14 protein-coding genes are annotated in these 12,969 nt (G+C 41.3%); 13 read left to right on the top strand and 1 reads right to left on the bottom strand.

Going from position 1 to position 12,969, the window contains the following annotated elements:
- Window positions 1-6 precede the first annotated feature (6 nt).
- The 7 genes from L4C54_RS02590 (at window position 7) to L4C54_RS02560 (ending at window position 5,954) form a co-directional block, all read left to right on the top strand.
- A complete protein-coding gene (locus L4C54_RS02590) occupies window positions 7-480 on the top strand; it encodes a DUF2947 domain-containing protein (protein ID WP_428801657.1) in 474 nt (157 codons plus the stop codon).
- A 110-nt stretch (window positions 481-590) separates the two neighbouring features.
- A complete protein-coding gene (locus tag L4C54_RS02585; protein WP_428806977.1) occupies window positions 591-1,583 on the top strand; it encodes a GGDEF domain-containing protein in 993 nt (330 codons plus the stop codon).
- Window positions 1,584-1,707: 124 nt separating this feature from the next.
- Window positions 1,708-1,899 carry a hypothetical protein gene (locus tag L4C54_RS02580; RefSeq protein ID WP_428801659.1) on the top strand — a complete coding sequence of 64 codons (192 nt, stop codon included), beginning with the start codon at window positions 1,708-1,710 and terminating at the stop codon, window positions 1,897-1,899.
- A gap of 260 nt (window positions 1,900-2,159) precedes the next feature.
- Window positions 2,160-2,756: a GTP cyclohydrolase II gene (locus L4C54_RS02575; RefSeq protein WP_428806976.1), complete on the top strand. Its 597-nt coding sequence runs from the start codon at window positions 2,160-2,162 to the stop codon at window positions 2,754-2,756.
- Between the two features lie 120 nt (window positions 2,757-2,876).
- A complete protein-coding gene (locus L4C54_RS02570) occupies window positions 2,877-4,481 on the top strand; it encodes a L,D-transpeptidase family protein (protein ID WP_428806975.1) in 1,605 nt (534 codons plus the stop codon).
- 179 nt (window positions 4,482-4,660) lie between these two features.
- The gene (gene mepK / locus L4C54_RS02565) at window positions 4,661-5,203 is read left to right on the top strand and encodes a peptidoglycan L,D-endopeptidase MepK (protein WP_428801745.1); all 543 of its coding nucleotides are present in this window, start codon (window positions 4,661-4,663) and stop codon (window positions 5,201-5,203) included.
- 94 nt (window positions 5,204-5,297) lie between these two features.
- Window positions 5,298-5,954 (top strand): MBL fold metallo-hydrolase, encoded by a 657-nt coding sequence (locus L4C54_RS02560; protein WP_428806974.1) that lies wholly within the window; start codon window positions 5,298-5,300, stop codon window positions 5,952-5,954.
- Between the two features lie 65 nt (window positions 5,955-6,019).
- Here the strand turns inward: L4C54_RS02560 and L4C54_RS02555 are convergent, their stop codons facing one another.
- Window positions 6,020-6,691, bottom strand: a complete 672-nt coding sequence (locus tag L4C54_RS02555) for a DUF2982 domain-containing protein (RefSeq protein ID WP_428806973.1) — start codon at window positions 6,689-6,691, stop codon at window positions 6,020-6,022.
- Window positions 6,692-6,902: 211 nt separating this feature from the next.
- On the opposite strand from L4C54_RS02555, the gene L4C54_RS02550 reads away from it, so the two are divergent.
- From L4C54_RS02550 to L4C54_RS02525, 6 genes are all read left to right on the top strand, one after another.
- The gene (locus L4C54_RS02550; RefSeq protein ID WP_428801664.1) at window positions 6,903-7,268 is read left to right on the top strand and encodes a MarR family transcriptional regulator; all 366 of its coding nucleotides are present in this window, start codon (window positions 6,903-6,905) and stop codon (window positions 7,266-7,268) included.
- 382 nt (window positions 7,269-7,650) lie between these two features.
- Window positions 7,651-8,745: a TRAP transporter substrate-binding protein gene (locus L4C54_RS02545; protein ID WP_428801665.1), complete on the top strand. Its 1,095-nt coding sequence runs from the start codon at window positions 7,651-7,653 to the stop codon at window positions 8,743-8,745.
- 209 nt (window positions 8,746-8,954) lie between these two features.
- Entirely contained in the window at window positions 8,955-9,494 is a 540-nt protein-coding gene (locus L4C54_RS02540; protein WP_428806972.1) for a TRAP transporter small permease subunit, read from the top strand.
- An 11-nt stretch (window positions 9,495-9,505) separates the two neighbouring features.
- Window positions 9,506-10,792 carry a TRAP transporter large permease gene (locus L4C54_RS02535; protein ID WP_428806971.1) on the top strand — a complete coding sequence of 429 codons (1,287 nt, stop codon included), beginning with the start codon at window positions 9,506-9,508 and terminating at the stop codon, window positions 10,790-10,792.
- 134 nt (window positions 10,793-10,926) lie between these two features.
- A complete protein-coding gene (locus L4C54_RS02530) occupies window positions 10,927-12,282 on the top strand; it encodes a cache domain-containing protein (RefSeq protein ID WP_428801668.1) in 1,356 nt (451 codons plus the stop codon).
- Window positions 12,275-12,916 carry a response regulator gene (locus L4C54_RS02525; protein WP_428801669.1) on the top strand — a complete coding sequence of 214 codons (642 nt, stop codon included), beginning with the start codon at window positions 12,275-12,277 and terminating at the stop codon, window positions 12,914-12,916. The genes L4C54_RS02530 and L4C54_RS02525 overlap by 8 nt, the downstream gene beginning before the upstream one ends.
- Window positions 12,917-12,969 lie beyond the last annotated feature (53 nt).

The raw sequence follows: 12,969 nt of genomic DNA, 5'->3' as shown, positions 1-12,969 counted from the left end.
ATTTGAATGTCGTATTTGCCTTTGGATCAATACCAAAGAAAATGGATCTTTACACACCAATCAATGCCAGTCCCAGAAGAGGATCTTGCACTGATAAAACCAATGGATGCCGCAAGAGCTTCACAGCTTTGGAAAGAGAACATCAGCCCTCAGAGCCCTGATGTCGATCGTTTAAGCAGCCAAGATTGGCCGCGTAAAGAGAGCAACTGGACGACGGAAGTTGACTGGATGGCTAACTGGGAAGATGACGAACTTGGCTTACCTGAAGAGTTGATTGAAAAGCTAGGCTGGCAAGACGATGTAACGGTCTATTTCTGCTACGAAAAATATAATATTTTAGAAACTAAATGGTCTGTTTTTAAAAAGCATTGGAAGAATTTCTTGTTCTACGATGATGGTCCAATATTGCTTGGGCGTCGCCGCAAAGAAGCACTGTGGTTTAACTCAAAAGGTACGGTTAAGTTTGGTATTCGTAGCTGACCTTTAAACGAGAGTAATATGAAAAGCAGCGAATATCGCTGCTTTTTTGTGATTTAGTTCAAATTAAATGCCTATACTTAGCTGAGCATCACCCACTTACAAGGTGAAAGATGAGTGTAGAGCAGAAAATACTTCAAATGGTTGTTGAGATCACGGAGCAGACGAACTCTATTTCGTTAGCGCACTGTGTGACCGCAACTTTAGCCGAAATGGTGCCGATTCAAAGTGTCCACCTAGTTCATTATTCTGGTGAGACTTCTCATCTAATCGCTGCTATAACTCGGGAAGAGAATAACCATGGGCAAGCCTCGTATCACTGGTTGCCGACAGAAGAAAAGCCTATCTCTGCTGACTTTGACCATAATATGAGTTCTAGTATGATCAAAGATTCCGGTACTGGTCTCTTTCATTGTATTTTCCCTATCTGTATTGATGAACACACATCTGCTCGCTTTATTGTGGTCATGGCTCAGCGCCCAAATGAGTTTCAGCTTCTTATCGAAGGCTTCAGCCAAATTTATAAGAACTACTTAATCGTTTTAAGGGATAGTGAACGCGACGAACTGACTGGGCTTATGAACCGAAAAGTGATGGAGCAAAAACTAACACAAAGCTTTGAGTCTTCTGTCGAAGGGCAGTTTGACGACGAATACTCTCCAAGAGTTGCACTCGTCGATATTGATAAGTTCAAGGCGGTCAATGACACATTTGGGCATTTGATTGGCGATGAAGTGTTGTTGATTTTCTCTCAGCAAATGCAGCAGTTTTTTAATCACGAAGAACAACTGTTTCGCTTTGGTGGTGAGGAGTTTGTCGTGCTGTTTCCTCGAACCAAACTGGATGACGCAGAAAAGAGAATGGAGGACTTTCGTCAACATATAGAACAATACCGTTTCCCTCAAGTATCCCAAGTTACTTTTAGCGGTGGCATCTGCTCAATTCAATCGACAGATTTTGTTCCTAGTATTTTAGATCATGCAGATAAAGCGCTTTACTACGCAAAAGATAATGGCCGTAATAGAGTCTGTAGCTATCAACGATTGAAAGATGAAGGCGTATTTGCCGATGATGATATAAGTGATAGTGACGCCGAATTATTTTAACTTACTGTAACGTCAACTATTTATGTGTGATTATTATTCCATATTTTGTGGTTAAAAAAGACTCTGCAACGTTGTGTGGTATTCTTCATCGATATATTGATATCACTATTAATTGAGTGTTTGCATGCAAGGAAGCGCAGTAGAAAACCTAATTTTACAGTTGAAAAAGGACTTTTACGTAAAGCTTGGTTTTATGCATTCCGATACTGTATGCCAATGTGATCCAACCTTATCAATGCTGACGGAAGAAGAGCTGAAAGTTATAGAATCGGCTTGGGTTGAACTGTCGTTGTGGCAGCAGAACCAAAGTCATTAATACTTTACCTTTTCTATATTTAAGTCTTAAAACGCCATCTTGAAAAATCACGGCTTCGTTTAATTCGTTTCAATTTAAGTTTCTGCTCGGTCAGTCGTTTAGCTTCTATATGGCTCATTCGTTATACTCTTTTCATTCAGATACGTTTCATTTTAAATGAACTATTGAAAAACTTATTAACAATCCCCATAGTTACTCTCAGTAGGCGTGTGACACGTTATTGTCATTAGTACTAAAGCAAACATTAAGTGAGTAGTAATATGGCGGAAGTTCGAGCCAGAGTTGGTCTTAAAGTCGGTTCCCAAAGTAATATTGATGCGGAACTTCTCTCTTTTCATGGTTTAAATTCAGAAAAAGAGCATGTCGCGCTTATATTCAAGCAGGCAGATAAGCAAACAGATACACCATTAGTTCGCATGCACTCAGAGTGCTTAACTGGCGACGTATTTCATTCGTCACGTTGTGACTGTGGCGAGCAGCTAGAAGAAACCATTGTAAAAATGGGCGATGAAGGTGGAATTATTTTGTATCTTCGTCAAGAAGGACGCGGCATTGGTCTTTATAATAAAATTGATGCTTATCGTTTGCAAAGCGAAGGTATGAATACGTATGAAGCCAATAACCATCTAGGGTTTGGTGATGATCTGCGTGATTTTACAGAAGCAGCTCAGATGTTAAAGGCGTTAGAAGTCGACAAAATTCGTCTCGTAACGAATAACCCGAAGAAGATTAAAGAACTGCAAGACAATGGCATTAAGATAGCTGAAGTAGTAAACACCTCTGCTCACGTCAAGTCAGGTAACGAAAGTTATTTACAAGCGAAAGTTTCTCATGGCAAACACAATTTAAAGCTTTAGTTTTATTGAGTTTGTTATAGAAAGCCTCACTTAGTTGAGGCTTTTTTGCTTTTTAGTGCTCATACAGTTGCTTAATTTTCTGCCATACTTTTAGATATCGTCAACAGGGAGTGTATGAGAATGAAAAAAAGAGTTCTGTTCGTGTTATCAGTGATGTTGCTATCGCTCCCTACGTTAGCGCTAGATCTAGAGCGCTTTGAGGCGCTAACATGGTTAGAGCCTCACTCATCTACTGTGCAGTTGATACAGTACCCAGACTTACTAGATCAAATCTATCGAGAGAATGACGATCAATTGATCTGGTTTGATGTCGATGAAAGTCAAAAATTAGAACTGCAGCTTGAGATGATAGAAAAAGCGGGGTTTAGTCCGCTCTTCACTAATCAACTAACGCAATTAGAACTCTTTCGCAACGAAAACCGTTGGTTTGAATATGATTTGTTGGCGACTGACACACTGCTTCTGTATATGAGTTACGCGGAGCAAGCTCCATTAGTTGGTGAATCGTGGTTTTTTAATCAGCCCCTGAAAAGCACTTTACCTGCGCCAAGTAGAAAATCGATAAACTCGCTGCTTATCGCTGTCGAGCTTCATCAACTTGAAGAGCTCATTGATGAGTATACGCCGAGCAACGCTGACTATCGTGAGATCAGCGCGTCATATAAGCGTTTAAAGCAATTTGAACAGACAAGTTTACCCACATATCACCAGAAAAAATTAACCAAAGTGGGCGATAAGCTCACTCATCGTAATGAACTGATTCAACGTCTTAAGGTTGTTAACGTTAATACCGATGGTGTCCGAGATGATGTTAATTGGTATGACGCTTCTCTAATAGAACCAGTCAAAGAATTTCAACGCATTCATGGGCTGAAGGAAGATGGCATCATTGGCGCGCAAACATTGAAATGGTTAAACACACCGCCTTCTCAGCGACTAGCAATGCTTGCTCTTAATGCTGAACGCTCAAGACTGTGGCCGATGCAAAGGGACACTCTGATCTTAGTGAATGTTCCTAGCTTTGATATGACTTACTGGTATTTAGGTGAGGAAGTGTTTCAGTCTAAAGTTGTCGTAGGGCGGACCTCAAGAAAAACACCGGTTATGCATACAAAGTTGGACTCATTAATTCTTAACCCTAGTTGGAATGTGCCAAGAAAGATTATGGTGGAAGATATCTTGCCTCAGGTAAAGCGGGACGAGAATTATCTTATGAACAATCGATTTGAGATTGTGAAACGCTGGAATACGCCAGCCACTGTGAACCCAGAAGAGATAGATTGGGCTCAAGTTAACCCTAAGACATTCCCTTATAAAATGCGTCAACTTTCAGGGGATAGTAATGCGCTAGGCTTATACAAATTTAATACGCCTAACCGTCGAGCTATTTATCTGCATGACACACCGAGTAAGCATTTATTCGCGAAAGATATTAGAGCCTTTAGCTCCGGTTGTGTACGGGTTGAAAATGCTGATCTGTTTGCCAATACGCTATTAGAAACGCAAGGACTTGATGTTGTCGATTCGGAAAGCAATGATCACCTGACGACTCAGTCGATTGCGTTAAAAAAGAGAATCCCAGTTCATATTATTTATCAAACCGTCTGGGTTGAGTCTGGGCAAGTTCAGTATCGAGATGATATTTACCAATACGATACCTATCATCACGATGCTAATTATAACGAAACCTACGGCAAAGCGCGGCAAATTCAGGGTAAAGGATAACTCTGACGAATTTCTGACAATTCAATCATTAGTAAAACTTTTTCTTGTCGGTCAAATAGTAAACGGATAATTTCGTCTGTTTGACCGTTTCTTGCACGATTTATGCATTTGAACTTCACATTCTAGTTAGGTAATGTCCACATTCTTATAATTGGGCAGTGTGTGTGAAGGGTAATATTTTGGTTTTGTCTCGACGTCATTTTTTAAAGTTAGCGGGTGGTAGTATTGTAGTTGCAAGCGGTGTTCCCTCTATTGCTCGTGCATCTTATCCAGATAAACCACGTCACTTGGTGATGAATAATCTGCATACTGGTGAAAGTGTTGAAACGAGTTACTTCAATGGTGTGGATTATATCGAAGGTGAACTCAATCGACTTAACCATTTATGCCGAGATTTCCGCCGAAATGAAGTCCACCCAATGGATCGACGCTTGTTTGATCAAATCTCTAATATTCAGTCGCTAATAGGCTCGAATGCTGAAGTTCAAATTATCTCTGGTTATCGCTCTCCAATCACGAACGAATCACTACGTACAAAATCAAACGGTGTTGCTAAGAAAAGCTTCCACATGCTCGGCCAAGCCATGGACTTTCGACTTGATGGTGTTGACTTGAAAAGCGTGCGAGAAGCCGCTATTGGTCTAAAAGCGGGTGGTGTTGGTTATTATCCTCGAAGTAACTTCATCCATATTGATACTGGACCAGTAAGAAACTGGGCATAGTCTAATATGTGCTCATTTGCCTTGTACAAGCATTGAAAAACAAAATTGGTAGTGTCATAGTTCGGGCAGTTTCGATTGTGTTCAAGGTAGATATATGTCTCTTCAGTACCAAGTAGTTCCGGTTACCTCTTTTGCTCAAAACTGTTCCATTGTCTGGTGTGATGAAACCATGGAAGCCGTGGTTGTCGATCCTGGGGGTGATGTTAAACAGTTAGTGATGATGATCAATGAGTTAGGCGTTAAAGTTGTACAGCTTGTACTTACTCACGGCCATCTCGATCATGTTGGTGGAACCGAGCCTCTAGCTCAAGAACTTGGTGGTCTTGACGTTATTGGACCTCATATTGGTGATAAGTTCTGGTTAGACGGATTACCAAACCAAAGCCAAATGTTTGGTTTTGCGCATACTGACTCATTTGAACCCAACAAATGGCTGGAAGAGGGAGATACGGTCTCTTTTGGTAATCAGTCTCTAAATGTTGTTCATACTCCAGGTCATACGCCAGGGCATGTCATTTTGTTTAACGAAGCGGCCAAGTTGGCGTTTGTGGGTGATGTGCTTTTTGCTGGTGGAATTGGTCGTACCGATTTCCCTCAAGGAAATCATGCAACGCTTATCTCTTCGATTAAAGAGAAGCTATGGCCATTAGGTAATGATGTAACCTTCATTCCAGGTCATGGTCCTTCTTCAACATTTGGTAAAGAGCGAGTTTCAAACCCATTTGTAGCTGATGAAATGCCATTGTATTAGTTAGGTATAAGTTTTTCACCTCGCTTTAGCTTGATTGCCTAGTCTTAATACATTAACGAGTGAATCTATTGCTCATGCTCGGCGGCTGCCAAATACCGCCGAGTTAATCCAACAAAACTCTCTTCATCTCTATCTAAGTCACTGGTTGAAATAAAGATATCAAAGCCAAAGAACTCTCGTTGATAGGCCATTCGGTTTGCGAGTGCTGCCCGAAGCCCCTGATAGCAGACGCCAGAATGGCTTCTATATTCCTTTGAATCCAACACGATATCTTCAAAATCCGCTTTGTTGTTACCGTTATTGCGTTGGCCAATATAGAGAAGGGCACGCTGGCTTAGTAGTATGTCTGTCCCAACTCTTGGGCAGATGCTATTTAGGTATGGAGAGTATCGACGCAGTTTAATTCCTATCCATGGAAGTGGTAACTCCTCACCCTCTTGCTCAATATGACAGATACCAATTCTCTCGATATCTGTCCATTTAACGACCCACCCACCTCGGTATAAATGTTGCTGGAAGTGGCTAGGTGTTAGTGTATAGGAGACTTTAGACCTTTCGATGACTACGTAGATGATTGCAATGACCACAAGCGTCAATAATAGAGTGATGGTTGCAGGTACTGCATCTAGAAAGTTATAGATCGCGGCAATAAACGTTAGAGCTGCCATGACTAAAGCAGGTTTAAACTGGGTTAAAATGGCACCCATATCGAAATTAGATAATTGTAGGCTTTGCATCTTGATTAGTAACCATTGGCATATGTACAAATACTCAGTTCATACTTGAAGTGAAATATTATCTCTGTATGAATTATAGTCAGCATTGGAGGGCAAGCTCATTTTTGATGACCAAAATAGCTAATTCCCTACAAATCAGAGCGTTTTTTTGGTATAAATCGCGCTTCAAATTTTCACCACTGCAACATGCAGTGAAATGGAGAGATACTCGATGAGACTTGCTCATAAGCGTAAAGTGCAGATGAAATTGCAAAAGCACATTAAAGCGACTGTTGCGAATGCTAAAGCAACACCTAAAGCGAAACCTGTTGCTAAAAAAGAAGCAGCACCAGCAGCTGTGAAAACAGTAGCCGCTAAGAAAGTGGACGTTGCATTAACACCTAAGCAGCAACAAGTTTTAGACATCGTAGTTAGTAATGCCGAAGGTATTAACCCTAAAGGTATCGGCCTTGCCGCTGGCCAAGAAGAAGCAAAAGCAGCTTCTTGGGCGACAGGTGCACTGAAAAAGCTACTTGAAGAAAACCTAGTTGAAAAAGAACAGTTAGCAGGTAACAAAGTTATCTACAAATCAGCTTAATTTGCTGTCTTTTTAAAGGTTTAAGCCTCGCGAATGCGGGGCTTTTTTTTGTCTTAAATTTTGCCTATTTGTCTAGATTTACGCTTTATGAAGACGAAGTGCATATCGTTGCTTCACAATATAAGAACAATTACGCAACTACCTAGCTCGGTACTTACTTAGGTAGTTGTTACGATAAATTCGTGTTGAATCTAGTGCTAACCCTTGGTTTTACTATTATTTCTAATTATAGCCTACGTAGTTCTACGTACGGCTAAAGTTTAACGGCTGCTTTTCGAAATATTTTCATTGCGTGTTCTCGCGGATTCTATTTTTCTTTCTTTGTTCAATGATTGATAACGAAACAAGCCTAGATGGCTACCATCAAACAAAGGACGTAGATATGAGTCTTATTAATTGCTCCCTAAAGAGAGTATTGAAAAACACCACAGTGATTGCAGCCACATGCCTAGCTATGATGGCTACATCGGTGACTGCTGCAGAAAAAGTATATCGATTAAAGCTTGCTGAAACTTGGGGACCAAACTTCCCTGTATTTGGTGATGCGACTAAAAATATGGCCGCTATGGCAGAGAAGATGTCGAATGGGCGATTACAAATCCGCATTGACTCTTCTAACAAGCATAAAGCGCCATTAGGTGTGTTTGATATGGTGAAGTCTGGTCAGTACGATATGGGCCACTCAGGCTCTTATTACTGGAAAGGCAAAGTACCAAACACTCTGTACTTCACTTCAATGCCTTTTGGTATGACGCCGGCTGAGCAATACGCATGGTTCTATCATGGCGGTGGTATGGAGCTAATGGAGCAGGTTTACTCTCCACATAACCTAATGTCATTCCCAGGTGGTAACACTGATATTCAAATGGGTGGCTGGTTTCAAAAAGAGATCAACTCTGTTGAAGACCTTAAAGGGTTAAAAATGCGTATTCCAGGCTTTGCTGGGGAAATATTGGCAGAACTTGGTGCTAAACCAACAAATATTGCACCGGGTGAGTTATATACCTCGCTAGAACGCCGCACAATTGACGCATTGGAGTGGGTAGGGCCTTCGCTTGATCTTCGTATGGGTTTCCACAAAATCGCGCCATATTACTACACAGGTTGGCACGAGCCGGGATCGGAACTTCAGTTCCTAGTCAACAAGCGTAAATGGAATAGCCTTCCAGAAGACTTACAAGAAATTCTTCGCGTAGCAATGCGTACTGCGGCTTATGACATGTATACACAAGCAACGCATGAAAGTGGTAAGAACTGGTCTACGATGAAGGCTGAGTACCCAGATGTAAAAGTCAAAGACTTCCCACAAGAAGTGATGGTAGCGCTTAAAGAGGCGAATGATCGCTTGTTAGCTCAACATGCTGAAAAAGATGAATTAGCAAAAGAGATCCAAAAATCTCAAGCGGATTATCTTAAGCAAGTTCGCTCGTGGACCGATATATCTCACAGAGCTTACTTGAACAGCCAAGCACAGTAGTTAAAAAAAGAATTACTTAAAAACGAAATAGTTAAAAACGAGATGGCCAACAGACAAATAATAATTGGCCACTCGTATTCACTTTAATGATTTTATAATAAGAGAGCCGTCCCCATGGCTCTCTATGCCTAAGAAACTTATTAATAAACTTCGATAGCTGTCCCCTATGCGGTTATGCGGAGCACCTTTAAAGTTCCATGGAGTCGGGAATGAGAAGTCTTATTTATGTTGAGCGTTTCTTTAATCGAATCGGAGATATCTTCGGTTGGTTGTCTAGTATTCTGTTCATTTTACTGCTGCTGAATGTAGTCTACGACGTAGTCATGCGCTATGTCTTCAATGATGTATCTATTGGTTTTCAAGAGATGGAATGGCATCTATTTTCAACAGTATTTTTACTTGGTGTGCCATACGCAATTAAAGCGGGTGGGCATGTTCGAGTGGATATTTTCTACGAACGACTCTCATTTAAAGCTCAAGCCATTATTGATTTAATTGGCACGTTTGTTTTTCTACTGCCGTTTTGCTTGTTGGTAGCCTGGTTTGGCGTCGACTTTGCAAAAGAGAGCTACTTACTTGGTGAGACATCAGGCGATCCCGGCGGCTTGCCTTATCGATGGGCGATCAAAGCCATGATCCCATTGTCATTTTTCTTCATGGCAGTAAGTGGGATTGGCCTTGTGTTGCACTCGCTAAATAAAATTTTCAATCCGCATTTGATGCACGAAAACCCACTGAATAACAAGTAAAGGATGTTGTCATGATTGGTATAGTAATGTTCTTTGTTGCGTTATTCGCACTGTTATTAGGTTTTCCTGTAGCATTTACGTTTGGTGGTATTGCACTGATATTTGGGGTCTGGGCTGAAGGCGTAGATATGTTTGCGTTCATGCCTTACCGAATTCAGTCGATTATGGAAAATACCGTTTTAATGGCGGTGCCTTTATTTGTCTTCATGGGGTTAGTGCTCCAAAAAACGCGTCTGGCGGAGCAGCTTCTTGAGTCGATGGGCAAACTGTTTGGGGGAGTGCGAGGTGGTATCGCTATATCGACAGTTTTAGTTGGTGCGCTACTTGCTGCCTCGACTGGTGTTGTTGGTGCTTCGGTTGTGGCAATGGGGCTTATCTCACTGCCTGTTATGCTCAAGTACAATTACGATAAAGGGCTTGCGTGTGGAACTATCTGTGCGTCAGGTACGTTGGGGCAAATCATTCCACCTTCGATTGTATTAATACTATTGGGCGACGTTTTAGGCGTACCCGTTGGTGATCTTTTTGGCGCGGCTATTGGGCCGGGCCTGATGTTGGTTGGTGCCTATGTCGTTTATATCTTAATTTATGCAAAACTGAACCCTGAAGCTGCACAATCCATTGAACGTGATGAATCAATTAGCCGAAAGCAGGAAGTTATCACAGCTCTCAAAGCCGTTGTACCGCCCCTTGCGCTAATCATTGTGGTGCTTGGCTCTATATTTGCGGGTGTGGCCACACCAACTGAATCGGCAGCTTTAGGTGGAGCAGGCGCGATAGTTCTGGCAATTATCTATGGTCAGTTTAGTTTCTCTATGGTTTATGCCGCGGCAAAAGAGACGGTAAAAGTCACGGCTATGGTATTTGCTATCTTGCTAGGTGCAACGGCATTTTCTATGGCGTTTACCTATACAGGTGGTGATTACTTAGTAGAAGAGTGGATGCTACAACTTCCAGGTGAAAAGTGGGGTTTCTTACTTATTACCATGTTAGTCATTTTGATACTGGGCTTCTTTATCGATTTTGTTGAAATCTGTTTCATTATTGTACCGATTATTGCACCTGTTGCTGAGTTAATGGGCATCAATATGACGTGGTTTGCCATCCTAGTTGCAATGAATTTGCAGACTTCGTTTTTGACCCCACCGTTTGGTTTTAGCTTGTTTTACCTAAAAGGTGTTGCACCAAAGGGCGTTACAACGATGGATATTTATCGAGGTGTCATGCCATTCATCGCTATTCAAATAGTGGTACTCATGTCTTTACTCATATTCCCGGGTTTTTACGGTATGTCTTAACTCGCTTAGTTAATAATAAAGTGTCAGATATTAATAAAGAGTGTGACCGATAAAATTTCACCGATGGTAGTGAACTGATACAGTAGAACGGCTTGTCGATATTGGACAAGCCGTTGTTGTTTGTGGGGAAGGGAATGCCTCTAAAAGTTAAATTAATACTGTTAACACTCATACCACTGTTGCTTGTTACAGCGAGCATTAGTTGGATCTCTATTTACCAAGCACAAAAGCTTGGTGAAAAAGAAGTTGAAATCTTTTATGACCGTTTAATTGCGGCAAAAGAGAGCGCGCTAAAGGACAGCTTAGATTTGGCGTTTGATGCGATTTCGTATGTGTATAACGATCCAGATATTCGCGAGGCAGAAGCGAAAGCCGAAGTAAAAGCGATCCTCACTCGTTTAAGATATGGGTCTGATGGGTATTTTTTTGCCTATGATGAAAATGGAGTCAACCTCGTTCACCCAATTCAGCCGGGCTTAATTGGCAAAAATTTGCTGCATATACAAGATAGTGATGGAGATTACCTGATTGAGTCATTGCTGTATCAAGCTAAGTCGGGCGGTGGCTTTCATCAATATTTATGGCAGAAACCGTCTACCGGAGACATTGTCCCAAAACTAAGTTATGCGCAATGGCTAGACAAATGGGACTGGATGATTGGTACAGGGCTATACATTGAAGATATTACCGTTGAAGTTGCCAACATGCAGTTAGCGGTGAATAATAATATTGAAACGACATTTTTCTCCGTCATGGTTATTTTGGCTGTGACGGTTTCCGTTATCATTGTTTTAACGCTTGCGATTAATTTACATGAACATCGCTTAGCGGATAAAAACCTAAAAGAACTCGCTTATCAAACCGTTATGTTTCAGGAAGATGAGAAAAAACACCTTGCACGAGAACTTCATGACGGGATCAATCAGTTACTCGTATCAAGTAAGTGCCATTTAGAACTATTAGGACACCGATTGGAAGATGACTCACTCAAAGTGCATGTAGAGAAATCACAGCAGTCGTTAGTTTCAGCCATTAATGAAGTTAGACATATCTCCCACCAGCTAAGGCCAAGTGCACTGGATGACATAGGCTTAGAAGCGGCACTTTCAACTTTACTGCAAGACTTTCAATCTCACTCTGGTATCGAGATTGAGACAATTTTTGATACACAAAAAGGTAAGCTTAAATCCGAAGTCGCGACAACGCTTTACCGAGTTACACAAGAGTCTCTCAATAATATTCAAAAGCATGCTCATGCTACGAAAGTGACGGTGGTATTACAGCAAATGGGCAATATGCTTCAACTCATGGTCAGGGATGATGGCGTGGGATTTTTAGTAAATAATGCACTTAAAACGCGGGGCATTGGTTTAAGGAATATGCGAGAGCGAGTTGAGTTTATGGGTGGGGATTTTGAACTAATGAGTGAGCCTGGCTTAGGAACTGAAACTATTGTACTGCTTAATTTAGATGGACTAGTTTATGGATAAATTAATTAGTGTTGTAATCGTTGATGACCACCAAGTTGTGTTAGATGGATTCATGGCAAGATTGGAGCTGGAAAGTGATATTAAGGTCATCGGAACGGCGAGTAATGGGCTTGAAGCGATTGAAAAAGTGAGGGAGCTAAATCCAGATGTAACTCTCATGGATGTGAGTATGCCACTGATGAATGGTATTGATGCAACTCGTTTGATTAGAGAAGAGTTTCCGCATGCAAAAGTTCTGATGCTGACGATGCATGACCATCGAGAGTATATTATGAAAGTCATGCAAGCAGGTGCGGTTGGATACATGCTGAAAGAGATCACCGCGGAAAAAATGGTTCAAGCCATTAAAACCGTAGATCAAGGGTCTACGTACTTTTGCGAAACAACAACTCAAACGTTGTTTTCTCAAGAAGTCATACCTTCCAATAGCAATAATGTTAGCCCGCTAAGTCGCCGTGAAGAGTCCGTTCTTAAACTGGTTGCACAGGGAAGTAGCAGTAAAAAAATTGCTAGCTTGCTTGATATAAGCTGCCGTACGGTAGAAACACATAGGCAAAACATCAAGCATAAGCTCCATTTAAGTTCGACGGCAGAGCTTGCTAAGTATGCGTATGAGAAAGGAATTATTGAATAATTAAACAGGTGCCCATGCGGCTAAAAGTGTGAGGCACATCGATTATTATTGGT

Origin of the sequence: Vibrio lamellibrachiae (genome assembly GCF_050337265.1) — a bacterium.
Lineage (GTDB): Bacteria > Pseudomonadota > Gammaproteobacteria > Enterobacterales > Vibrionaceae > Vibrio > Vibrio kyushuensis.
The sequence above is the reverse complement of the archived record's forward strand: the minus strand, read 5'-3'. Positions and strand labels throughout refer to the sequence as shown.

Coding starts and splice junctions, on each gene's coding strand:
- L4C54_RS02590 (WP_428801657.1), top strand. CDS start 7: ATGTCGTATTTGCCTTTGGATCAATACCAAAGAAAATGGATCTTTACA.
- L4C54_RS02585 (WP_428806977.1), top strand. CDS start 591: ATGAGTGTAGAGCAGAAAATACTTCAAATGGTTGTTGAGATCACGGAG.
- L4C54_RS02580 (WP_428801659.1), top strand. CDS start 1,708: ATGCAAGGAAGCGCAGTAGAAAACCTAATTTTACAGTTGAAAAAGGAC.
- L4C54_RS02575 (WP_428806976.1), top strand. CDS start 2,160: ATGGCGGAAGTTCGAGCCAGAGTTGGTCTTAAAGTCGGTTCCCAAAGT.
- L4C54_RS02570 (WP_428806975.1), top strand. CDS start 2,877: ATGAAAAAAAGAGTTCTGTTCGTGTTATCAGTGATGTTGCTATCGCTC.
- L4C54_RS02560 (WP_428806974.1), top strand. CDS start 5,298: ATGTCTCTTCAGTACCAAGTAGTTCCGGTTACCTCTTTTGCTCAAAAC.
- L4C54_RS02555 (WP_428806973.1), bottom strand. CDS start 6,691: ATGCAAAGCCTACAATTATCTAATTTCGATATGGGTGCCATTTTAACC.
- L4C54_RS02550 (WP_428801664.1), top strand. CDS start 6,903: ATGAGACTTGCTCATAAGCGTAAAGTGCAGATGAAATTGCAAAAGCAC.
- L4C54_RS02545 (WP_428801665.1), top strand. CDS start 7,651: ATGAGTCTTATTAATTGCTCCCTAAAGAGAGTATTGAAAAACACCACA.
- L4C54_RS02540 (WP_428806972.1), top strand. CDS start 8,955: ATGAGAAGTCTTATTTATGTTGAGCGTTTCTTTAATCGAATCGGAGAT.
- L4C54_RS02535 (WP_428806971.1), top strand. CDS start 9,506: ATGATTGGTATAGTAATGTTCTTTGTTGCGTTATTCGCACTGTTATTA.
- L4C54_RS02530 (WP_428801668.1), top strand. CDS start 10,927: ATGCCTCTAAAAGTTAAATTAATACTGTTAACACTCATACCACTGTTG.
- L4C54_RS02525 (WP_428801669.1), top strand. CDS start 12,275: ATGGATAAATTAATTAGTGTTGTAATCGTTGATGACCACCAAGTTGTG.